Origin of the sequence: Paeniglutamicibacter sulfureus (genome assembly GCF_030512175.1) — a bacterium.
GTDB classification, from domain to species: domain Bacteria; phylum Actinomycetota; class Actinomycetes; order Actinomycetales; family Micrococcaceae; genus Paeniglutamicibacter; species Paeniglutamicibacter sulfureus.
This window is the reverse complement of record NZ_JAULBL010000001.1, coordinates 414,149-436,139: the sequence shown is the minus strand read 5'-3', so window position 1 is coordinate 436,139 and position 21,991 is coordinate 414,149. Positions and strand designations below refer to the sequence as shown.

18 protein-coding genes are annotated in these 21,991 nt (G+C 64.5%); 15 read left to right on the top strand and 3 right to left on the bottom strand.

Features of this window, described 5'->3' with window-relative positions; all coding sequences use genetic code 11:
• Nucleotides 1–15 precede the first annotated feature (15 nt).
• Nucleotides 16–360: a DUF485 domain-containing protein gene (locus Q2T94_RS01915; protein WP_264268104.1), complete on the top strand. Its 345-nt coding sequence runs from the start codon at nucleotides 16–18 to the stop codon at nucleotides 358–360.
• Between the two features lie 3 nt (nucleotides 361–363).
• Nucleotides 364–1,992, top strand: a complete 1,629-nt coding sequence (locus tag Q2T94_RS01910; RefSeq protein ID WP_264268103.1) for a monocarboxylic acid transporter — start codon at nucleotides 364–366, stop codon at nucleotides 1,990–1,992.
• A gap of 178 nt (nucleotides 1,993–2,170) precedes the next feature.
• On the opposite strand, the gene Q2T94_RS01905 is transcribed toward Q2T94_RS01910, so the two are convergent.
• Nucleotides 2,171–2,686 carry an Lrp/AsnC family transcriptional regulator gene (locus tag Q2T94_RS01905; protein ID WP_264268102.1) on the bottom strand — a complete coding sequence of 172 codons (516 nt, stop codon included), beginning with the start codon at nucleotides 2,684–2,686 and terminating at the stop codon, nucleotides 2,171–2,173.
• Between the two features lie 184 nt (nucleotides 2,687–2,870).
• Between Q2T94_RS01905 and pdhA the strand changes: the two genes are divergently transcribed.
• From pdhA to Q2T94_RS01850, 11 genes are all read left to right on the top strand, one after another.
• Nucleotides 2,871–4,001 carry a pyruvate dehydrogenase (acetyl-transferring) E1 component subunit alpha gene (pdhA, locus tag Q2T94_RS01900; protein ID WP_302262684.1) on the top strand — a complete coding sequence of 377 codons (1,131 nt, stop codon included), beginning with the start codon at nucleotides 2,871–2,873 and terminating at the stop codon, nucleotides 3,999–4,001.
• A complete protein-coding gene (locus Q2T94_RS01895) occupies nucleotides 3,998–5,005 on the top strand; it encodes an alpha-ketoacid dehydrogenase subunit beta (protein WP_264268100.1) in 1,008 nt (335 codons plus the stop codon). The genes pdhA and Q2T94_RS01895 overlap by 4 nt, the downstream gene beginning before the upstream one ends.
• Nucleotides 5,002–6,396: a dihydrolipoamide acetyltransferase family protein gene (locus Q2T94_RS01890; RefSeq protein ID WP_302262683.1), complete on the top strand. Its 1,395-nt coding sequence runs from the start codon at nucleotides 5,002–5,004 to the stop codon at nucleotides 6,394–6,396. Before Q2T94_RS01895 ends, Q2T94_RS01890 begins: the two co-directional genes overlap by 4 nt.
• 217 nt (nucleotides 6,397–6,613) lie before the next feature.
• A complete protein-coding gene (locus tag Q2T94_RS01885) occupies nucleotides 6,614–8,257 on the top strand; it encodes a peptide ABC transporter substrate-binding protein (protein ID WP_264268098.1) in 1,644 nt (547 codons plus the stop codon).
• A gap of 165 nt (nucleotides 8,258–8,422) precedes the next feature.
• Nucleotides 8,423–9,349 (top strand): ABC transporter permease, encoded by a 927-nt coding sequence (locus Q2T94_RS01880; protein ID WP_264268097.1) that lies wholly within the window; start codon nucleotides 8,423–8,425, stop codon nucleotides 9,347–9,349.
• Between the two features lie 19 nt (nucleotides 9,350–9,368).
• The gene (locus Q2T94_RS01875) at nucleotides 9,369–10,355 is read left to right on the top strand and encodes an ABC transporter permease (RefSeq protein WP_264268593.1); all 987 of its coding nucleotides are present in this window, start codon (nucleotides 9,369–9,371) and stop codon (nucleotides 10,353–10,355) included.
• A gap of 4 nt (nucleotides 10,356–10,359) precedes the next feature.
• A complete protein-coding gene (locus Q2T94_RS01870; RefSeq protein WP_302262682.1) occupies nucleotides 10,360–12,060 on the top strand; it encodes a dipeptide ABC transporter ATP-binding protein in 1,701 nt (566 codons plus the stop codon).
• A 452-nt stretch (nucleotides 12,061–12,512) separates the two neighbouring features.
• Entirely contained in the window at nucleotides 12,513–14,315 is a 1,803-nt protein-coding gene (locus tag Q2T94_RS01865) for an ABC transporter family substrate-binding protein (RefSeq protein WP_302262681.1), read from the top strand.
• A 113-nt stretch (nucleotides 14,316–14,428) separates the two neighbouring features.
• On the top strand, nucleotides 14,429–15,946 hold the full coding sequence (locus Q2T94_RS01860; RefSeq protein WP_302262680.1) for an ABC transporter permease: 1,518 nt from the start codon (nucleotides 14,429–14,431) through the stop codon (nucleotides 15,944–15,946).
• Nucleotides 15,947–15,986: 40 nt separating this feature from the next.
• Nucleotides 15,987–17,027: an ABC transporter permease gene (locus tag Q2T94_RS01855; RefSeq protein ID WP_264268093.1), complete on the top strand. Its 1,041-nt coding sequence runs from the start codon at nucleotides 15,987–15,989 to the stop codon at nucleotides 17,025–17,027.
• Entirely contained in the window at nucleotides 17,024–18,727 is a 1,704-nt protein-coding gene (locus Q2T94_RS01850; RefSeq protein WP_302262679.1) for an ABC transporter ATP-binding protein, read from the top strand. The genes Q2T94_RS01855 and Q2T94_RS01850 overlap by 4 nt, the downstream gene beginning before the upstream one ends.
• A gap of 97 nt (nucleotides 18,728–18,824) precedes the next feature.
• Here Q2T94_RS01850 and Q2T94_RS01845 read toward each other — a convergent pair whose 3' ends face one another.
• Together Q2T94_RS01845 and Q2T94_RS01840 are read right to left on the bottom strand one after the other, a co-directional pair.
• The gene (locus Q2T94_RS01845) at nucleotides 18,825–19,289 is read right to left on the bottom strand and encodes a GNAT family N-acetyltransferase (protein WP_264268091.1); all 465 of its coding nucleotides are present in this window, start codon (nucleotides 19,287–19,289) and stop codon (nucleotides 18,825–18,827) included.
• 37 nt (nucleotides 19,290–19,326) lie between these two features.
• Entirely contained in the window at nucleotides 19,327–19,941 is a 615-nt protein-coding gene (locus Q2T94_RS01840) for a TetR/AcrR family transcriptional regulator (RefSeq protein WP_264268090.1), read from the bottom strand.
• 241 nt (nucleotides 19,942–20,182) lie between these two features.
• On the opposite strand from Q2T94_RS01840, the gene Q2T94_RS01835 reads away from it, so the two are divergent.
• Both Q2T94_RS01835 and Q2T94_RS01830 read left to right on the top strand, forming a co-directional pair.
• Entirely contained in the window at nucleotides 20,183–21,346 is a 1,164-nt protein-coding gene (locus tag Q2T94_RS01835) for an acyl-CoA dehydrogenase family protein (protein ID WP_302262678.1), read from the top strand.
• Nucleotides 21,347–21,455: 109 nt separating this feature from the next.
• Nucleotides 21,456–21,986: a MaoC family dehydratase gene (locus Q2T94_RS01830; protein WP_264268088.1), complete on the top strand. Its 531-nt coding sequence runs from the start codon at nucleotides 21,456–21,458 to the stop codon at nucleotides 21,984–21,986.
• Nucleotides 21,987–21,991: the final 5 nt, after the last annotated feature.

Here is a 21,991-nt window from a genome sequence, read left to right as displayed (position 1 = left end):
TGTGAAGGAGGAGTCATGAGCACCACCGAAGAGTCGGACCTTGGAACCGGCATTGATTTTGAGAAAGAGCAGGACTCGGAAGAGTTCCGCGAGCTGCGCAAGACGCACCGCAGCTTTGTTTTCCCCATGGCAGTCATTTTCCTGCTGTGGTACTTCGCCTACGTCCTATTGGCCGACTATGCGCACGAATTCATGTCCATCAAGGTATGGGGCAACTTCAACGTGGGCCTGCTGCTGGGCCTGCTGCAATTTGTTTCCACCTTCGGCATCACCGCCGCCTACGTCTCCTACAGCAACAAGAAGCTTGATCCGAAGGCAACCGCGATCCGCAAGCGCCTCGAAGCACAGGAAGGGGAGTAGGCCATGAACGTCCTTACTTCATCGGTCCTCGCCGCGGCCGCCGAATCGACCAAGGTCGGCAACCCGTGGGTCAACATCGGGATCTTCGGCATCTTCGTGGGCATCACCCTGATCGTGGTGCTCAAGGCCTCGAGCAACAACAAGACCGCCGCCGACTACTACGCCGGCGGGCGTTCCTTCACCGGGACGCAGAACGGCACCGCGATCGCCGGGGACTACCTCTCGGCCGCATCGTTCCTGGGCATCGTGGGGGCCATTGCCATCAACGGCTATGACGGCTTCCTCTACTCCATCGGATTCCTGGTCGCCTGGCTGGTGGCCCTGCTGCTGGTCGCAGAGCTGCTGCGCAACACCGGCAAGTTCACCATGGCGGACGTGCTCTCCTTCCGCCTCAAGCAGCGCCCGGTGCGCATCGCCGCGGCCATCTCCACCCTCGCGGTCTGCGTGTTCTACCTGCTGGCCCAGATGGCCGGCGCCGGCGCGCTGGTCTCCCTGCTGCTGGGCATCGATGACAAGATGGGCCAGTCACTGGTCATCGTCGTCGTCGGCGCGCTGATGATCGTGTACGTGCTGATCGGCGGCATGAAGGGCACCACCTGGGTGCAGATCATCAAGGCCTGCCTGCTGATTGCCGGCGCGTTTATCATGACCATCATGGTCCTGGCCAACTATGGCTTCAACTTCTCAGCCCTGCTGGGGGCGGCGGTGGAAAGCGCCGGAACCCCGGAGATCCTGAACCCGGGCCTGCAATACGGCAAGTCGGAGACCTCCAAGCTGGACTTCATCTCCCTGGCCCTGGCCCTGGTGCTCGGCACCGCCGGCCTGCCGCACGTACTCATGCGCTTCTACACGGTTCCCACCGCCAAGGAGGCCCGCAAGTCGGTGGTCTGGGCCATCTGGCTCATCGGCGGCTTCTACCTCTTCACCCTGGTGCTGGGCTACGGTGCCGGCGCCATGATCGGTGCCGACAAGATCAAGGCCGCCCCGGGCGGCGTGAACTCCGCGGCCCCGCTGCTGGCCTTCGAACTCGGCGGCCCGCTGCTGCTGGGCCTGATCTCCGCGGTCGCCTTCGCCACCATCCTTGCGGTGGTTGCGGGCCTGACCATCACCGCGGCGGCATCCTTCGCCCACGACGTCTACGCCTCGGTCATCGCCAAGGGCAAGAGCACCCCGGAGAAGGAAATGAAGGTGGCACGCCGCACCGTCATCGTCATCGGTGTCTTCGCGATCCTCGGCGGCATCGGCGCCCAGGGGCAGAACGTCGCCTTCCTGGTGGCCCTGGCCTTCGCGGTGGCGGCCTCGGCCAACCTGCCCACCATCCTGTACTCGCTGTTCTGGAAGAAGTTCACCACCCAGGGCGCAGTCTGGTCCATGGTTGGCGGCCTCGGCTCCGCGATCCTGCTGATCGTCTTCTCCCCGGTGATGTCGGGTCTGCCGACGTCCATGATCCCGGGCGCCGACTTCGCGATCTTCCCGCTGGCCAACCCCGGCATCGTCTCGATCCCGCTGGCCTTCTTCCTAGGTTGGTTGGGCTCGGTGCTGGATAAGAATTCCGAGGACGTCGTCAAGTCTGCGGAAATGGAAGTACGCTCGCTGACCGGTGTCGGTGCCGAAAAGGCCGTCGACCACTAGCAGCCGGGCAAGATCCGCGGTGCGGGCGGGCTGCGGCCCGGCTCCACCGAGGCACATGGGCGGCGTCGTTTCCTTCCCCCATAGGGAGACGGCGCCGCCTTTGTCGTGCTCCGAAGATCGCTGGCAACTATCACGCGCCACCGGGGTGGACGTATGTACTGGTTTGGGAAGTCGCCGATCAGTCGTCGGCGTCCGGGCCGTTCCCCGCGGACTTGGTCCCAGGGCCGGAGGCCAGGCGCATCTGAATCAGGGCGGTGGTGCGGTGCGGAATCAACTCGGCCATCGACAGCGAGGTGTCGGCACGTTCCACTCCCTCGATGGCCAGGATCTGGCCGTTGACGCGGAAGAGCTCCTCCGCGCTATCCGCCACCACGCGCGCCAGGATGTCGGCGGATCCGGTCACCCCGTGCGCCTCGATAATTTCCGGGATCGCGCGCAGCCGTTCCACGATGTTGCCCAGCAAGCGCTGGCGCACGTGGATGTGCACGAAACTGACCAGCGGGAAACCAAGGGCAGCCGGGTTCACGCGCTGTTCGAAGGGCAGCAGCGCGCCGTTGGATTCCAGTCGCACCAAGCGGGCCTGGACGGTGTTGCGGCTGAGTCCCAGTTCGCTGGCCAGCGCCACGGCGCTGGCCTTGGGTCGGTGGCACAGGGCCGAAAGGATCCGCAGGTCGGTGGCATCAAGTTGCTGCATAATGCGCAAGATTAGCACCGCGTGACCTCTGCGAATAGTGCAAGCTGCGCAATGGGTCGTCCAAGGATTGTGCGCCCTGCATAACGTGAGTAGGATCACAGATAGGTGGCGGCGATGAGGCCGCACCCGCAGGAACGGCACGTCCCACCGGAATGCCAATCCTGATTCGCCATCGACGCAAAGGATGCCGACCGTGTCCCCCACGTTTGACCCGAAGACCCCCGAGGGCCCCGATACCTACCTCCAGGTGATTTCCCCCGACGGCACCCGCCACCCATGCCCCGAGCTCGATGAATGGGTCGGTGACATCGATGTTCCCGCGCTGGAAAAGCTGTACATCGACATGGCCTGCATCCGCCGCCTGGATGCCGAAGGGACCGCCCTGCAACGCCAGGGCGAGCTGGGGCTCTGGGCCCCGCTGCTGGGCCAGGAAGCCGCGCAGATCGGATCCGGCCGCGCGCTGGAAAACGACGACTTCATCTTCCCTTCCTACCGCGAACACGGGGTCGCCTATTGCCGCGGAGTGAACCCGCACGACCTGCTGCGCATGTGGCGCGGGGCGGCTCCCAGCGGGTGGAACCCCTACGAGGTCAACATGGCCAACCAACAGATCGTCATCGGGGCGCAGACCCTGCACGCCGCCGGCTATGCCATGGGACTGAAGTTCGACGGCTCGGCCGCCGCGGCCATCACGTACTTCGGGGACGGGGCCACCAGCCAGGGCGATGTCAGCGAGGCCATGGTCTTCGCCGCCAGCTACCAGGCGCCGCTGGTGTTCTTCTGCCAGAACAACCACTGGGCCATCTCCGAACCCGTCGCCAGGCAGACCACCGGGCACATCGCCGACCGGGCAGCAGGCTTCGGCCTGGCCACCTGGCGGGTCGACGGCAACGACGTTCTCGCGGTCATGGCGGCCACCCGCGCGGCCCTGGCCCACGTGCGCACCGGCAGCGGCCCGGCATTCATCGAGGCGGTCACCTACCGGATGGGCGCCCACACCACGGCGGACGATCCCACGCGCTACCGCGATGCGCTGGAGCTGGAGGAATGGGCTGCGAAGGACCCCCTGGACAGGGTCGCCGCGCACCTGGACAGCCTGGGCGCGGACCTGGGGGAGCTGAAGAAACGCTCCGAGTCCGCGGCCGACGAGCTGGCCGCCGGCCTGCGTGAGGCCATCACCACCATGCCGGACCCCACCGTGGACGACCTCTTCGCCCACGTATACAGCCATCCCCATCAGGGGCTGGAGGAACAACGCGAAAACTACTCCAACTACCTCGCCGGCTTTGCCGTCCAAGGGCAGGGAACCAAATGAAAACCCTCACCTTCTCACAGGCCCTGAACACCTCCTTGCGTTCGGCCATGGAACACGATTCCAAGGTCGTGCTCATGGGCGAGGACATCGGCAAGCTCGGCGGCGTCTTCCGCATCACCGACGGACTGCAAAAAGACTTCGGCCAGCACCGTGTCATCGACACACCGCTGGCCGAATCCGGCATCGTCGGCACCGCCATCGGCCTGGCCTTCCGCGGCTACCGCCCGGTGGTGGAAATCCAATTCGACGGCTTCGTCTACCCGGCCTTCGACCAGATCGTCTCCCAGCTGGCCAAGATGCATTTCCGTTCCCGCGGCAACGTCAAGCTGCCGGTGACCATCCGCATCCCCTTCGGCGGCGGCATCGGCTCCCCGGAGCACCACTCCGAATCGCCCGAGGCCTACTTCGCCCACACCGCCGGTCTGAGGGTGGTCTCGCCGTCGAACCCGCAGGACGCCTACACCATGCTCCAGCAGGCGATCGCCGACGACGATCCGGTGATCTTCCTCGAGCCCAAGCGGCGTTACCACGTGCGGGGGGAGGTTGACACGGACCTGGTCCCGGAGTCCGGATCGCTCTACAACGCGCAGGTGGTGCGCGAGGGCGCGGACCTGACGCTGATTGCCTATGGTCCGCTGGTGAAAACCGCCATGGATGCCGCTGCAGCGGCACAAGACGAGGGAATCGACATCGAGGTCATCGACCTGCGCAGCATCGAACCGGTGGACTTCGCCACGCTTTCCGCATCCGTCCGCAAGACCGGCAGGGTGGTCATCGCCCATGAGGCCTCCAAGTTCGGCGGCATCGGCGCGGAGCTTGCCGCAAGCCTCACCGAGCGCTGCTTCGACCACCTGGACCACGCCCCGGTGCGGGTCACCGGATTCGACATCCCCTACCCGCCCTCGAAGCTGGAACACCACCATCTTCCGGATCTTGACCGGATCCTTGATGGGGTCGACAGGGCCATGCGACGCACCGGCGACCTGCTGGGAGAGGAAGGATGAACACCACCATGGAGAAACTCTTCAAGCTGCCCGATCTCGGTGAGGGCCTGACCGAATCCGAGATCCTCTCCTGGCGCGTTGCCGAGGGCGACACCGTGGAACTGAACCAGGTCATCGCCGAGGTCGAGACCGCCAAGGCGATCGTGGAACTTCCCTCTCCGTTCAGCGGGGTCGTGAAAAAGGTCTATGAGCAGGTCGGCGCCGTCGTGGAGGTCGGCAACCCGCTCATTTCCTTCGACGTGCCCGACCATTCCGGAACTTCCGGGCGGGAACCCCGGGACGGGGGAGATGAGCCGGCCAAGCGGCAGCCGACCCTGGTGGGATACGGCGCTGCCGTCGAAAACAGCGGGCATCCGACGCGCCGGGCCCGCAAGGCCCAGGCACCGCGGCAGGAACCGGCGCACACAGCTCCGGCTTCCGTCGGCCGGGGTGCCGGCGGGTCATCCGAGACGAAACCCGCCTCGCCGAATCCCGGGCTCCGGATGGTTGATGCCGGTGATGAGGTGCCGCGGGGGATCGGCCACCTGCGGGCCACCCCGCCGGTGCGCAAATACGCCCGGGACCACAACATTGACCTGGGCTCGCTCAAGGGCACCGGCACCAACGGGCTAATCACGCGCGACGATGTCGTGCGTGCCTCCGAGGGCGTCGGCGTTGAGGCGGAACCGCAGCGCGAAACCGCCGGCACCCGGGGCGAAACACGCACCCCCATCAAGGGCGTGCGCAAGGCCACCGCCGCCGCCATGGTGGCCAGCGCCTTCACCGCCCCCCACGTGACCGAATTCCTGAGCGTGGATGTCACCGAGACCATGGCGCTGCTGGAGCGGTTGCGCACCTCGCCGCGGCTTTCCGGCGTGAAGATCACGGTGACCACCCTGGTGGCCAAGGTGGTCGTCCTCGCGCTGGCCCGGCACCGCACGCTGAACTCGCACTGGGACGGGGAAAACAACGAAATTGTCGAGTTCGGCCACGTGAATCTCGGGATCGCCGCGGCGACCGATCGCGGGCTGATGGTTCCTGTCGTCCACGGCGCCCAGGGCATGGACCTTGCGGAACTGGCACGCGAAATCGGGGAACTGACTTCAGCGGCGCGGGACGGACGGATCACCCCGGCCCAGCTCGGTGGAGGAACCTTCAGCATCAGCAATGTGGGTGTCTTCGGCGTGGATGGAGGCACCCCGATCCTGCCGCCGGGCCAGGCAGGAATCCTCGCCATGGGCCAGATACGCAAGATGCCGTGGGAACACCGGGACGAGATTGCCCTGCGACACATCATGGTGCTCTCGCTGTCATTCGACCATCGCGTGGTCGACGGGGAGCAAGGCGCTCGGTTCCTGGCGGAAATCGGACGGGTCCTTGAAGACCCGTCGATGCTGATCGGTTTGTTGTAGGAAGGGCTGGTCGATGTCAGGGTCCCGACAATGAATGAGGTGAAATGTCATCCAGTCATAAGTTGCAGAATCATTAAGATTCTGTTTCAGTGCAGTCGTTCATTAGTTGTTTCAGAGATTTATGAGTAGTCTCACATGTGAGTGATGAGACTCACCCTGGTTTGGCGGTGCATAAACAGGCACCCACGCCAACCAACAAACTCGTTGAGGAGAAAGAATGCGTTACAACCGCACCTCGAAGGCCCTTGTGCTTTCCGCAGCCCTGGCCCTGACCCTGACCGCCTGTGGTGGCGGCGGCGGAGGAAACGAAGCCGACGAAACCACAGGCGGAGACCCGGCGAAGGTCATCACGGCAAACTCGACCGAACCGCAAAACGGTCTTCTGCCGGCCAACACCAATGAAGTCGGCGGCGGACGCGTGATGGATCTGCTCTTCACCGGGTTGGTCAGCTACGACATCGACGGCAAGCCGGTCAATGAGTTGGCGGAGTCCATCGAGACCACCGACGCCATGAACTACACCATCAAGATCAAGTCCGGGCAGAAGTTCACCAACGGCGAGGCCGTTACGGCCAAGTCCTTCGTGGATGCCTGGAACTTCGGTGCAGCCGCCAAGAATGCCCAGCTGAACTCGTACTTCTTCGAGTCCATCAAGGGCTATGACGAGGTCAGTGCCGAGGGTGCCACCGCGGAGACCATGGAGGGCCTGAAGGTCGTCGACGACACCACCTTCACCGTTGAACTCAAGCGCGCCGAGTCCGACTTCCCGCTGCGCCTGGGCTACACCGCCTTCTACCCGCTGCCGGCCGCCGCATTCGAGGATCCCAAGGCTTTCGGCGAAAAGCCCGCAGGCAACGGCCCGTACAAGCTGGCCGAGGACGGCTGGAAGCACAACGTCCAGATCGACCTGGTTCCCAATGCCGACTACTCCGGTCCACGCACCGCGGCCAACGGCGGCGTGTCGTTCAAGATCTACAGCACCTTTGATGCTGCTTACCAGGACCTGTTGGCCAACAACCTGGACGTGCTCGACCAGATCCCGCCGAGCGCCCTGCAGAACTACCAGGACGACCTCGGTGACCGCTGGGTCAACCAGGCCTACGCGGGCAACGCGACCATGACGATCGCCAGCTACCTGCCAGAGTTCAAGGGCGAGGCCGGCCAGCTTCGCCGCCAGGCCATCTCCATGTCCATCAACCGCCAGGAGATCATCGACAACATCTTCTTCGGTGGCAAGCAGGTCGCGAAGGACTTCACCTCCCCGGTGCTCGACGGCTACTCCGATGCCCTCCCTGGCAACGAAGTGCTGACGTTCAACGCCGAGAAGGCCAAGGAACTGTGGGCCGAGGCCGAGAAGATCGATCCGTGGCCGGCCGACAAAACCTTCACCATCACCTCGAACATCGATGGTGCGGGCAACAAGGAATACATCGAGGCCATGGCCAACCAGATTTCCAACACCCTGGGAATCAAGGCCGAGCTGAACCCGATCCCGACGTTCAAGGAAATGCGTGAACTGGTGGTCTCCAAGGATCTCAAGGGCGCCTCGCGCGCCGGCTGGCAGGCTGACTACCCGTCGCTCTACAACTTCCTTGGCCCGCTGTACGGCACCGGTGCCGGTTCCAACGACGGCGACTACTCAAGCAAGGAATTCGACCAGAAGCTGGCCGAGGGCCTTGCCGCCACCTCCGTCGAGGAAGGCAACAAGATCTTCAACGAGTCCCAGGAGATCCTGCTCAAGGATCTGCCTGTCATCCCGCTGTGGTACCAGGCGGTCCAGGGCGGTTGGAGCGAAAGCGTCTCCGATGTGAAGTTCGGATGGAACGGTGTCCCGGTCTACAACGCCATTGTCGGCAAGTAGCCCGTCCCGCTGCTGATCCACCACGTGAGAAAGGGGGACCCGCCCTAGGGTCCCCCTTCTTGCGTCAACCGGCAAAGCATCCCCGCCAGCCAACCTGAACTTCCTTACAAGGAGTAGTCCCTTGATCGATTCGATCACCCCCACAACACCCACGGTGGCAGTTCCATGATCATGTTTACATTCAAGAGATTCCTGCAGTTGATCCCGGTATTCTTCGGGGCCACCCTGCTGGTGTATTTCTTGGTCTTTGCCACCCCCGGCGATCCCATCGCCGCACTGTCCGGCGGCAAGCCGATGAGCCCCGCGGTTGAATCCGCGCTGCGTGCCCAGTACAACCTGGACCAGCCGTTCTGGGTCCAGTATTTCCTGTACCTCAAGAACCTGGTGACCTTCGACCTGGGCCAGACCTTCTCCGGCCAGCCAGTGGCGGACGTCATTGCCCGGGCCATGCCCGTGACCGCGCGCCTGGCCGTGATGGCCCTGGCCATCGAGGCCTTCTTCGGCATCATCTTCGGCGTCATCGCCGGCCTGAAAAAAGGCAAGCTCTTCGACTCCACGGTGCTGGTTGCCTCGCTGATCGTCATCGCCGTACCCACCTTCGTCCTGGGTTTCGTGCTGCAGTTTATCGTCGGAGTGAAGCTCGACTGGGCCAAACCGACCGTCGGTTCCACGGCTCCATGGGGTGACCTGATACTGCCGGCTACCGTCCTCGGGCTGGTTTCGCTGGCCTACGTGCTGCGACTGACCCGCACCTCGATCATCGAGAACAAGCAGGCAGACTATGTGCGCACTGCAACCGCGAAGGGCCTGAGCCGCCGCCGCGTGATCATGGTCCACATTCTGCGCAACTCGCTGATTCCGGTGGTCACCTTCCTCGGTGCCGACCTCGGAACCCTCATGGGCGGCGCCATCGTCACCGAAGGCATCTTCAACGTCCCGGGGATCGGCAATCTGGTGTACCAGGCCGTACTCAAGGGTGAAACCCCAACCGTCGTGGCAGTCGTCAGCGTCCTCGTAGTTGTTTTTGTTATCGCTAACCTCGTCGTTGATTTGCTCTACGCGTGGCTTGACCCAAGGATCCGCCTTGTCTGAGAATCCAACTCCCGAAATCATCGAACCGACCACGCAGGCTCCCCGCGTCCGCGCCGGAAAGATCTCCAGTCGCCACATCGAGCACTATGTGGCACCGCTGGAGGAAACCCCGCTGCAGTCCGTGGACAAGGTGGACGAAACCGCGCAGCCGTTGAGCATGTGGGCCCAGGCCTGGCGCTCGTTGCGCACGCAGCCGCTGTTCATCATTTCCGCTCTGCTCATCCTCCTGGTGATTGCCGTGGCTGCCTTTCCCGGGCTGTTCACCAGCACCAGTCCAACAGCCTGCAGCCTCTCCTTTGCCCGCCAAGGGCCCTCGGCCGGGCACCCGCTGGGCTTCACGTTCCAAGGCTGCGACATCTATGCGCGCATCATGTACGGCGCCCAAGCCTCGGTGCTGGTTGGGTTGTTCACCACCATCGCGGTGGTCGTCTTTGGCGGCATCCTCGGCGCCCTGGCCGGCTACTATGGCGGCTGGCTCGACGCGGTACTGGCCCGACTGGCCGACATCTTCTTTGCCTTGCCGCTGATCCTTGGCGCCATCATCATCATGCAGCTGCCGGCATTCAGGGAGAACCGCAGCATCTGGACCGTCATCATCACCTTAGCGATCTTCGGCTGGCCGCAAATGGCCCGCATCACCCGCGGCGCTGTCATTGAGGCCAAGAGCTCGGACTACGTCATGGCCTCGCGCTCGTTGGGCCTGTCCAAGTTCAAGACCCTGGTCAAGCACGTGGTGCCTAACTCCCTGGCACCGGTCATCGTGGTTTCGACCATCTCGCTGGGCATCTACATCGTCGCCGAGGCGACGCTGTCGTTCCTGGGCTTGGGGCTGCCGCCGAGCATCATGAGCTGGGGCAATGACATCGCCTCCGCGCAGATCTCCGTGCGCAACAACCCGGAGATCCTCATGTGGCCGGCACTGGCCCTGTCCATCACGGTGTTGAGCTTCATCATGCTCGGTGACGCCGTGCGCGACGCACTCGATCCAAAGTCACGTAAGGGCTAGCACCATGAGCGAATTATTGAAGAAACCCACTATGTTCGACTCGGTCCGGGACGACCTTCCGCTGCTTGAAATCAGGGACCTGGCCATCACATTCACCACCCCCGAGGGGCCGGTCAACGCCGTGCGCAAGGCCCACCTGACGGTGATGCCGGGCGAGACCGTGGCCATCGTGGGGGAGTCCGGTTCCGGAAAGTCCACCACCGCGCTGTCGGCCATCGGCCTGCTGCCCGGCAACGGCAAGGTCACCGGCGGCCAGATCATTTTTGACGGCGAGGACATCACCCACGCCAACGAGAAGCGCATCATTGAGCTGCGCGGCAGTTCGATCGGCATGGTTCCCCAGGACCCCATGTCCAACCTGAACCCGGTGTGGAAGATCGGCTTCCAAGTCCAGGAAACCCTGAAGGCCAACGGCCTGGCCGGAAACAACTCCAAGGAACGCGTCGCCCAGGTACTCTCGGACGCAGGGCTGCCCGATGCGGCAAAGCGCGCCGGGCAGTACCCGCACGAGTTCTCCGGCGGCATGCGCCAGCGCGCACTGATTGCCATCGGCCTGGCCTGCCGCCCGCGGCTGCTGATTGCCGACGAACCAACCAGCGCCCTCGACGTGACGGTGCAGCAGCAGATCCTGGACCATTTGGACACCATGACCAGCGAGCTGGGCACGGCCGTGCTGCTGATCACCCACGACCTGGGTCTGGCGGCGGAGCGCGCCGAAAAGATCGTGGTGATGTACAAGGGGCAGGTCGTTGAATCAGGGCCGGCCCTGGAAATCCTGCGCAACCCGGTCCACCCCTACACCCAGCGCCTCGTTGCCGCGGCTCCGTCGCTGGCCTCCAAGCGGCTGCAATCACAGCCGGCGGAGGTGGCCGAGGAAGTCAATGCGGTGGTCAAGGCCGAGCATGAGATGACAGACGACGACGTCCTGCAGATCAAGGACCTGACCAAGGTCTTCAAGATCCGCAAGGGACTGGGCCGCAGCGAGGACTTCACCGCTGTGGACAATGTGTCCTTCTCCGTCAAGCGCGGCACCACCACGGCGATCGTGGGGGAGTCCGGCTCGGGCAAGTCCACGGTGGCCCAGATGGTGCTGAGCCTGTTGAAGCCCACCTCCGGATCCATCAGCTTTGACGGCCAGGACATGACTGACCGGTCCGAACGCGACCTCTTCAAGTTCCGTCGACGGGTGCAGCCGATCTTCCAGGACCCCTATGGTTCCCTGGATCCGATGTACAGCATCTATCGAACCATTGAGGAGCCGCTGAGGATCCACGGAATCGGTGACGCCAAGTCCCGGCAGCAACGGGTCAAGGAACTGCTGGAACACGTATCGATGCCCTCGTCCACGATGCACCGGTTCCCCAACGAGCTTTCCGGCGGGCAGCGACAGCGCATTGCCATCGCGCGCGCCCTGGCGTTGAACCCGGAAGTGATTATCTGCGACGAGGCCGTCTCGGCACTGGACGTGTTGGTGCAGGCGCAGATCCTGAACCTGTTGAACAAGCTGCAGGAGGAGCTGAACCTCACCTACTTGTTCATTACCCACGACCTGGCCGTGGTGCGGCAGATCGCCGACGATGTTTGCGTGATGCAGTACGGCAAGATCGTGGAGCACTCCACCACGGACGAGGTGTTCAACAACCCCCGGAGCGAGTACACCAGCAACCTGCTCCGCTCGATCCCGGGGTCCACCTTGAGCCTGTAGTTGAGTGAGGAATTGCTGACAATTCGGCAGTAGGAGATGCGACGTGGAGGGGTGAACCGGAAGGTTCGCCCCTCCATTGACTTAACCCTGTCTGCCCCTGAAACAAGCCGCTCCGGATGGCGCGGAGCGCCATTCGCGGCCGTGTTTCCAAACTGTTATAAATCCGGGCGGACCACCGCCACCTACTTGCGGGTAGTAATTGGCAAACCTCAATGTGAAGTGAATCCTTGATTTTTCGCGGTTGTAGCGCCCGTCACATCGGAGTTCGGCGCTAAGCGCGGCACGAGCGGCCAAGTGGCGGCACGGATGGCAGGTAAATATGAAGGGGTGTTTTTATATCCATACGTTGAAATCGGGGCTATGGTTCTAAATTGTGGGGCATCGCACACTGCATGGACCGCATCCGGATTAAACCCCCGGCTTCATCTAGATCAAGCTAATTAGGAGGAGAAATGCGTTTCCAACGTATTTCCAAGGCTGTCGCGGTGGGTGCTGCGCTCGCACTCGCGCTAAGTGCATGTGCCCCTGGCGGCCCCAGTGAAACAGCCTCGTCCGCACCGGCGGCAGGAGCCAGCGGCAAGTTCAGCGTTGAACCGGCAGACACCGGCCTTGCCGACCTCGGCGATATCACGACCAAGGACGACTCGGTCAGCTACTCGGTCGGCGCCGAAGACTTCATCAGCTACAACGGCCTGACTCCGCAGTCCTACAGCACCTACAACTCCGCCGTCACCGACAGGCTCTTCGCCAGCTTCACGTACTTCGGCACCGACGGAAAGGTCTACCCGAACGAGGACCTCGGCTCATACGAGGTCATCAGCGAAGACCCGATGACCGTCAAGTACACCATCAATCCCGAGGCCAAGTGGTCCGACGGCACCGACATCACCGTCGCCGACTCGGTGCTTGCCTGGGCCGTACAGAACACGAATCTCGCCGATGGCGACAAGCCGCTCTTCGACTCGGTCTCGCAGGACCTGGGCCAGACCATCCCCAAGGGTCCCGAGGGGGATCCGGCCGGCAAGGAATTCACCGTCACCTACGCGAACCCCGATCCGGACTTCGCCATCCAGACGATGATCTACAGCCCCGCACACATCGTGGCCAAGGAAGCCGGCATGAGCACCACCGAAATGGTCGATGCCATTCGCGCGGGCGACTCCGATGCCCTGAAGGAGGCCGCAAAATTCTGGAACACGGGTTGGAACACCTCCCCGGGCACGCTTCCGGCCGCCGACCTCATTCCCGTTTCCGGCCCGTACAAGCTGGGCAGCTGGGAAGCCGGACAGTCCATCACCTTGGTGGCCAACGAGAACTACTACGGCACCCCGGCGGCAACCAAGGAACTGGTCATTCGCTTTGCCGCACCGGACACCATGGTCCAGGCCCTGCAGAACGGCGACATCGACGTCATCGAACCGCAGCCCACAGTCGACACGCTCGCACAGCTCACCGCCCTCGGTGACACGGTGCAGGTCCACCAGGGCGACACGCTCACCTGGGAGCACCTCGACTTCAACTTCACCAAGGATGCGCTCTTCGCCGACAACCTGGAGCTTCGCAAGGCCTTCGCCATGTGCGTCCCGCGCCAGCAGATCGTCGATAACCTGATCAAGCCGCTGAACCCGGAGGCCCAGGTCATGAACACCCGCGAGGTCTTCCCGTTCCAGGAAAGCTACGGCGACGTCGTGTCCGCGGCCTACGCCGGACAGTACGACAACGTCGACATCGAAGGCGCCAAGAAGATCCTCGAGACCGAAGGGGTCGACAAGCCGGAGGTCCGGATCGGATACTCGGCCCCGAACCCGCGCCGCACCGAGGAAGTGGCCATGATCAAGTCCTCCTGCGACCAGGCTGGCTTCAACATCGTCGATGCGGGCGACCCGAAGTTCTTCGCCCCGGGCGGCACCCAGGAGCGCGGCGACTACGAGGTGGCACTGTTCGCCTGGGCCGGATCCGGCCAGATCACCTCCGGCGAGAACATCTACGCCACGGGCAAGCCGCAGAACTACGGCAAGTACTCCAACACCGAGGTCGACGCGGCCTGGGAGCGCCTTACCACCACCCTGGACACCAACGTCCACGCGGAGGAAACCAAGAAGATCGAGAAGCTGCTCTGGGATGACCTCTTCGGCATCCCGCTCTTCGCCCACCCGGGACTGGGGGCATCCGCCGAGGACGTGCTGAACGTCCGCAAGACGGCCACCCAGAACGGTCTGGTCTGGAACGCGGAACAGTGGGTCCGCGCCGAATAGCCGACTGACGGAAAACGGCAACAACGTGGGGCCTGGCGCAACCAGCGTCGGGCCCCACGTGTCCGTCGGCCCACGGGCCGCGGACACATCGGCTAGAAAGGTAGCTACTTGCAGTGTTGAGATTTATTCTCCGCAGGCTGGGCGCGTCGATAGGGATCCTGTTTGCGGCCTCGCTCCTGCTCTACGTCCTCGTGATCAACTCCGGCGACCCGCTGGCGGAGCTCCGGGAAAGCAACGCGGAAAACCGCGAAACCCTGATGCAGCAACGCATCACCTTCATGAACCTGGACATGCCCTGGTACCAGCGCTACTGGACCTGGCTGGTGGGTGTGGGCAAGTGCTTCGCCCTCCAATGCGACCTGGGCACCAGCCGCCAGGGCGTGGATGTCGGGGCGCTGCTGAGCCTGGCCGCCAGCTCCACGCTGCGCCTGGTGCTGCTGGCCACGGTACTGGCAGCGATCCTCGGCATCGCCATCGGCGTGCTGACGGCGGTCCGCCAATACTCGGGACTGGACTACGGCGTCACCTTCATGACCTTCCTCTTCTTCTCTCTTCCGGTCTTCTGGGCAGCCGTGCTGCTGAAGGAATACCTGGCCATTGGCTACAACGACTGGATGCGCGACCCGGCCTTCTCGCCGCTGCAGATAGCGGCGATCGCGCTGCTGGTCGGCTTCCTGATGCAGATCTTCCTGGCCGGCCCGCTCAAGCGGCGCATCATCACCTTCGCCGTGGCAGCCGGATTCGTTGCCGTCGTCATCCCTTACCTCACCTGGCTGAACTTCTTCCGCTTCCCGCAACTGGGATTCGGCGGAGTGCTGGTGCTGGGGCTCGGCGTGGCACTGAGCGGGACCGCCATGACGGTGGGCCTGCGGAACACCAAGGTGCTCTACCCGGCGCTGGCCACAGTGGCGCTGGGCGCGGTCGTCTACTACCTGGCCTTCGGCGTGCTGGAGAACCCGAACTGGTTCGTCCTCGTCGTCGGCGGCATCCTGGCAGTGCTCATCCCTGCCCTCCTGGGCAAGTACATGGGGGCGCACCTTCGCGGTCCCGCCATGGGCGTCTCGGTGGCCACCGGACTGGTCATGGCCGGGCTGACCACCCTTGACCACATTTTCCGTGCCTGGCCCGGCTTCCTGCTCCTCAAGCCCCGGCCGATCGCCACCATCGGTTCGCAGACCCCGAACTTCGCCGGGACCTTCTGGGAGGACTTCCTGGACAAGGGGACCCAGTTGCTGCTGCCCACCATCCTGCTGGCCATCATCTCGCTGGCGAGCTACAGCCGCTACACCCGCTCCTCGATGCTGGAAGTCGGACAGCAGGACTACATCCGCACCGCCCGGTCCAAGGGACTGAGCGAACGCACGGTGATTTTCCGCCACGCCTTCCGCAACGCCATGATCCCCATCGCCACCATCGCCGCCTTCGACTTCGCCGGGTTGATCGGCGGGGCGGTGATCACCGAATCGGTCTTCGGCTGGAAAGGCATGGGCGAATTGTTCCGGACCGGCCTGCTGCAAGTGGACCCGGCCCCGGTAATGGCCTTCTTCCTGGTGACGGGAACCGCCGCGGTCGTGTTCAACATGCTGGCCGACATCTTCTACGCAATTCTGGATCCGAGGATCAGGGTATGAACCAGCACACGAACCACCACAACGCACGGGAGGGCCGGCGATGACCATCGAGAAAGAACCGACCGAAACCCCGGCCGTCCTGCTGGCCGAGGCCGAGGACGCGGCGCTGGCGCGCAAGGACAGCGTCTCGCTCAGCCAGGGCCAACTGGTCCGCCGCCGCTTCTTCGCTCACCGGGCCGCCATGATATCGACGCTGATGCTGGCCTTCATTGCCGTCATGGCCTTCACCTCCATCGGCTATGCGGGCATCCCGGGCTGGTGGGACAAGGACTACACGCTGGCCGGATCCGTCGTCGACGGGGGACGTCCCACGCTTTCGCTGATCCCGGGCTGGCTCGGCGGGGAGGGGCTGCGCTGGGGCGAGAACCCGTTCGGCCAGGACTCCACGGGCAAGGACTACTTCGCGCTGGTGATGCGCGGAACGCAGCAGTCGATCATCATCGCCGTCATCGTCGGGTTCGTGGCCACCGTGATCGGTGCCGTTGTCGGCGCCGTGGCCGGATACTACCGCGGCTGGGTCGATGCGGTGCTGATGCGCATGACCGACCTGTTCATCGTGATTCCGCTGCTGGTCCTCGCCGCCGTGCTGGGCCAGATCGCCTCGCGCTCGGGCAACACCACCGTGGCCCTGGCCCTGGTGCTGGGGCTGGTGACCTGGACCGGCCTGGCCAGGCTGGTGCGCGGCGAGGTGCTCTCGCTGCGTGAACGCGAATACGTCGCGGCCGCCCAGTCCATGGGGGCCAAGACCAGCCGGGTGATCTTCAAGCACCTCCTGCCCAATACCATCGGCGTCATCGTGGTGAACGCGACGTTCGCCATCGCCGGTGCCATCCTGCTGGAGACCTCGCTGTCCTACCTCGGCTTCGGGGTAAAGGCCCCGGACTCCTCCCTGGGCCTGCTCATCAGCCAGTACCAGAACGCCTTCACCAACCGCCCGTGGCTGTTCTGGTGGCCGGGCATGATCATCCTGGCGATCGCGCTGAGCGTGAACTTCCTGGGCGACGGGCTGCGCGATGCCTTTGACCCGCGCCAGACCCGCAAGGCCAGGCGCCGCAAGCAGAAAGACGAGGTTTCCGAATGAGCATCTCCGCACCATCGGCAGGCGATCGGTCCACGGCGCTGAGCTTTGAGAACCTGTCCGTCTCCTTCGAGACGGAGTTCTCCGACGTGCACGCCGTCAAGGGACTTTCCCTGGAGGTATACCCCGGCGAGGTCGTGGCCCTGGTGGGTGAATCCGGCTCCGGCAAGTCGGTCACCTCCACCGCCGCCATCGGCCTGCTGCCCTCCAACGCCTACATCACCGGCAGGGCCCTGGTGGGCGGGGTCAACGTGGTGGGCCTGGCGGAGAACAAGATGCGCAAGATGCGCGCCACGGACATTGCCATGGTCTTCCAGGAACCGATGACCGCGCTGAACCCGGTGCTCACCATCGAGCGCCAGCTCACCGAATCCCTGGAGCTGCACGGACTGGCCTATGGCAAGGATGCCACCCGTCGCGCCATCGAACTGCTGGAAATGGTCGGCATCCCCGATCCGGCCAAGCGCATCAAGCAGTACCCGCACCAGTTCTCCGGCGGCCAGCGCCAACGCATCGTGATCGCCATGGCGATCTCCTGCGACCCGAAGGTCATCATCGCCGACGAACCGACCACCGCCCTGGACGTGACGGTGCAGGCGGAGATCCTTGACCTGCTGCGCGAGCTCAAGGACAAGCTGAACACCGGCATCCTGCTGATCACCCACAACATGGGCGTGGTCGCGGACCTAGCCGACCGGGTCGCGGTGATGTTCCACGGCTCGCTGGTGGAAACCGGCACCGTGGACCAGGTGCTCAACCACCCGGAACACCCCTACACGCAGAAGCTGCTGGCCTCGGTGCCCCGGCTGGAGGCGGTGGACGTGACGGCGGAGTGGGTGCCCGAGCCGGAGGCACCCCTGGACGCGGACCGCGAGCTGGTCCTCGAGGCCAGGAACCTGGTGCTCGAATACGACATGCGCGGCACCAAGTTCCGGGCCGTGGACGACCTGTCCTTCGAGTTGGGGCGCGGGCAGATCCTGGGCATCGTGGGGGAGTCGGGCTCCGGAAAGTCGACGGTGGCCAAGGCCGTGCTGGGGTTGCTGCCCGTGGCCTCGGGGGTGCTGGCCGTCCAGGGAACCAACCTCGCGACGCTGCCGCCCAAGGCAGCGCGGGCCATCCGCGCGAAGATCGGGGTCATCTTCCAGGACCCCGCGGCATCGCTGAACCCGCGTTTCCCGATCGGCGACTGCATCACCGAACCCATGGTGGTGCACAAGGTCGGCAACCGCGCCGAGCGCATCCGGCGCGCTTCCGAGCTGCTCGAGGCCGTGCACCTGCCGCGCACGGTGATCAACCGCTACCCGCATGAGCTCTCCGGCGGCCAGCGCCAGCGCGTGTGCATTGCCCGGGCGCTGACCCTTGACCCGGAGCTGCTGATCGCCGACGAGCCGACCAGTGCACTGGATGTCTCGGTGCAGGCGGCGGTGCTGGAGATGATCCAGGAACTGCAGGCCCGATACGAGTTCGCTTGCCTCTTCGTCAGCCACGACCTGGCCGTGGTGGACCTGCTGGCGCACCGCGTGGTGGTCATGAAGGACGGCAAATCGGTGGAACAAGGCAGGGTGGCAGATGTGTTGCATGCACCGCACCACGACTACACCCGCCGGCTGCTGGCCGCGGCCCCGGTTCCGGAGCCCGGTGAACAAGCCATCCGCCGCGAGGCGCGCCGCCTGCTGCTCGAAGTGGAGACCCCGGGGAACTAGGGGTCATCCGCACATGCCAACGGCCGGGACCCCACCGAAAAGGGGGAGTCCCGGCCGTTGCCGTGCCCCCGGCGGGGGCGAAGACTGCGGGGAGGAGCTAGCTGAGCTCCATGATGAATTCCTTCACGACCGCGGCGCGGGCGTTGGAGAAATCGGCAGACTCCTCGATGACCTTGAAACCACGCCGTTCCAGGACCTTGATGGAGCCGATGTTGTCCTGCGGCACGCGGGCGCGCAGCGGACGTGCCGTGTATTCGGCCAGGAACGCGTCCACGGCCGAGGTGGTGATGCCCTGGCCCCAGTAACGGCTGGCGGTCCAGAAGCTGATCTCCGGGATGGTGTCGTTTTCGAAGACCAGGATCGAACCGGCGACTTCTCCGTTGTGTTCGATGGTGCGCACAATGACCTTGGGATCGTTGATGATCGAACCCCAGTGGTGGTCGAAGACCCCGCGGTCCGCCGGGTTGCGGGCCGTGAAGGCAGCCATGAGATTGGCTTCGGGGTCCTGCTGGTGTTCGAAGAACTGGTCCAGGTCTTCGGGCTGCAAAGGCCGTAGCTGCACGGTCACTGCCTCTCTAGTTGTGGTGATCGTCTAGGTCCTAGCCTACCGGTGTGAACAGGGCGGATGCCGCCATCTGGTTCAGCAGCCTGCGCAATCCCGCCTTGGAGGTGCGCGGGGAGTGCGCGGAATGCGCTGTTGAGTTGAGCAATCCGAAGGCGGCGTGGGCCCGGAAGCGGATGACGGCGTTGGTCTCCTGCGGGTGGATCCGGTGCAGTTGCTCGGTCCACAGGGCGATGTATTCGCGCTGCAGTTTGCGCACCAATTGCAGTTCGGGGGCCGGCAGGGTTTCCAGGTTCCGGTCCTGGACCTGGATGATGTCCGGACGGGCCAACGCGAAATCCGTGTGGAAGGCAATCAGCCGCTTCAACGTCTCGGCGGCGGTGTCGCCGGTGGCGGCAACCTCCCGGCCGCCGTCCAGAAGGTCCTGGCTGACCCCCACCAACAAGGCAATGAGGACCGCCGGCTTTCCCGAAAAGTGGCGGTATACGGCGGGGCCGCTGATGCCGCAGGCGGCCCCGAGGTCCTCGAGCGAGACCCCAGCGTAGCCGTGGATGGCAAAGAGCCGGGTTGCCTCGGACAGTAGGTCTTCGCGTCGCTGCGCCTTGGCGCGTTCGCGGTCGGTCGCCGTGACGTCCTTGGGATGTGAACTCACGCTGCACCGCTCCTTCATGCTTCTGCCAGGCCCGCCAAAGGCCGCTGATACTACTTGTCCGGGAGGCTGGACAAGTGTGCCGTACGCCACTAGCCTCGGACTCAGTTAATGATCACTAACAATACGTGGTCAATGGACAAAGCCCAAGCGGCGCGCAACCGCGCACCGTTCGGCGGTGCGGCCCACCCGGCCGCCGGCCACCGGGCATCCACGCCTACCAGCGAAAGGGGCACCGGGGAACATGATCAACCTGGAACTCAACGAGGACTACGCGGAACTCGCCAAGACGGTGCGCGAGTTCGCCAACGAGGTCGTGGCGCCGGTATCGGCCAAGCACGATGCTGCGCATTCCTTCCCCTATGGGGTGATCGCCCAGATGGCGCAGATGGGCCTGTTCGGGCTGCCCTTCGGCGAGGACGTGGGCGGCATGGGCGGGGACTACTTCGCGCTCTCGCTGGCCATCGAGGAACTGGCGCGGGTCGACCAGTCGGTCGCCATCACCCTAGAGGCGGGAGTCAGCCTGGGCGCCATGCCCATCCACCGCTTCGGCACCCAGGAGCAGAAGGAACGCTGGCTTCCGGCGCTGTGCTCGGGCCAGGAACTGGCCGGGTTCGGGCTGACCGAAGCCGGTGCGGGCTCCGATGCAGGGGGCACGGCCACCACCGCCGCCCTGGCGGACGGGTCATGGGTCATCAACGGATCCAAGGAATTCATCACCAACTCCGGCACCGACATCTCCACCCTGGTGACGGTCACCGCCGTCACCGGCACCATGAAAAAAGCCGACGGCTCCATCGCCAAGGAGATCTCCACGATCCTGGTGCCGCGCGACACCGCGGGGTACACCGTGGACCCCGCCTATGACAAGGTCGGGTGGCGCGCCTCCGACACCCATCCGCTGAGGTTTGAGAACGCCACGGTGCCCGAGGAAAACCTGCTGGGGGAGCGCGGGCGCGGCTACGCAAACTTCCTGTCCATCCTCGACGAGGGACGCATCGCCATCGCGGCGCTGGGCACCGGGGCGGCCCAGGGCTGCCTGGACGAGGCCACCGCCTACGCCAAGACCCGGACAACCTTCGGGCGCTCCATCGGTTCCAACCAGGGGATCTCCTTCAAGATCGCGCGGATGGCCGCCCGGGTGCACACCTCGCGCCTGGCCTATTATGCGGCGGCGGCCAAGATGCTGGCGGGCCAGGATTTCAAGACCGAGGCTGCGATCGCCAAGCTGGTTGCCGGGGAGGCCGCCATGGACAATGCGCGCGATGCCACGCAGATCTTCGGTGGCTACGGGTTCATGAACGAGTCACTGGTGGCCAGGCACTACCGGGATTCGAAGATCCTGGAAATCGGCGAGGGAACCACCGAGGTCCAGTTGCTGCTCATCGCCCGCTCGCTGGGATTGTAGGGATCACGGCCGGAGGGCCGGGAAGTTTGTAGGATGGCAAGACAAGGGGATTGACCGGCACCCGCGGGGCCGGTCAACCGCACACAAGCACGAGGGGTGCGTGAGGTACATGTCGGAGCAGGACGAAGTGCGCGAAATCCATGAGCGGGGCCTCTACTTCGAGGAACTGGATGCCGGGGCCGTCTACGTGCACTCGCCCGGACGCACCATGACGGAGGCGGACAACGTCCTGTTCACCACCTTGAGCATGAACACCCAGGCGCTGCACCTGGATGCCGCCTTCGCCGCGACCCAGCCGTTCGGGCGGCGGGTCATGAATTCGATGTTCACCCTGGCCACCATGGTCGGCCAGTCGGTGTCGCAGCTGACCCAGGGGACGCTGATGGGCCAGCTGGGACTGACAGACGTGCGGTTCCCGCACCCGCTCTTCCCGGGGGACACGCTCTACACCCAGACGCACATCGTTGACCTGCGTCCCTCCAACTCCCGGCCGGGGCTCGGGGTGGCAACCTTCTCCCACGTGGGCAAGAACCAGGACGGAATCACGGTGGCCGAGGCCACGCGCGTGTGCCTGATGTTCACGCGCGAGGCGCACCAGAAGCTGCAGAACGGGTCCTTCGGCGAGGACGACTGGCTGTAGCGGGG

Bases quoted from the DNA above. Each gene is read 5' to 3' on its own strand.
- Q2T94_RS01870 (WP_302262682.1), top strand. From the start codon at position 10,360: ATGAGCGAATTATTGAAGAAACCCACTATGTTCGACTCGGTCCGGGAC.
- Q2T94_RS01835 (WP_302262678.1), top strand. From the start codon at position 20,183: ATGATCAACCTGGAACTCAACGAGGACTACGCGGAACTCGCCAAGACG.
- pdhA (WP_302262684.1), top strand. From the start codon at position 2,871: ATGCCGACCGTGTCCCCCACGTTTGACCCGAAGACCCCCGAGGGCCCC.
- Q2T94_RS01905 (WP_264268102.1), bottom strand. From the start codon at position 2,686: ATGCAGCAACTTGATGCCACCGACCTGCGGATCCTTTCGGCCCTGTGC.
- Q2T94_RS01895 (WP_264268100.1), top strand. From the start codon at position 3,998: ATGAAAACCCTCACCTTCTCACAGGCCCTGAACACCTCCTTGCGTTCG.
- Q2T94_RS01855 (WP_264268093.1), top strand. From the start codon at position 15,987: ATGACCATCGAGAAAGAACCGACCGAAACCCCGGCCGTCCTGCTGGCC.
- Q2T94_RS01830 (WP_264268088.1), top strand. From the start codon at position 21,456: ATGTCGGAGCAGGACGAAGTGCGCGAAATCCATGAGCGGGGCCTCTAC.
- Q2T94_RS01890 (WP_302262683.1), top strand. From the start codon at position 5,002: ATGAACACCACCATGGAGAAACTCTTCAAGCTGCCCGATCTCGGTGAG.
- Q2T94_RS01910 (WP_264268103.1), top strand. From the start codon at position 364: ATGAACGTCCTTACTTCATCGGTCCTCGCCGCGGCCGCCGAATCGACC.
- Q2T94_RS01865 (WP_302262681.1), top strand. From the start codon at position 12,513: ATGCGTTTCCAACGTATTTCCAAGGCTGTCGCGGTGGGTGCTGCGCTC.
- Q2T94_RS01915 (WP_264268104.1), top strand. From the start codon at position 16: ATGAGCACCACCGAAGAGTCGGACCTTGGAACCGGCATTGATTTTGAG.
- Q2T94_RS01880 (WP_264268097.1), top strand. From the start codon at position 8,423: ATGATCATGTTTACATTCAAGAGATTCCTGCAGTTGATCCCGGTATTC.
- Q2T94_RS01885 (WP_264268098.1), top strand. From the start codon at position 6,614: ATGCGTTACAACCGCACCTCGAAGGCCCTTGTGCTTTCCGCAGCCCTG.
- Q2T94_RS01850 (WP_302262679.1), top strand. From the start codon at position 17,024: ATGAGCATCTCCGCACCATCGGCAGGCGATCGGTCCACGGCGCTGAGC.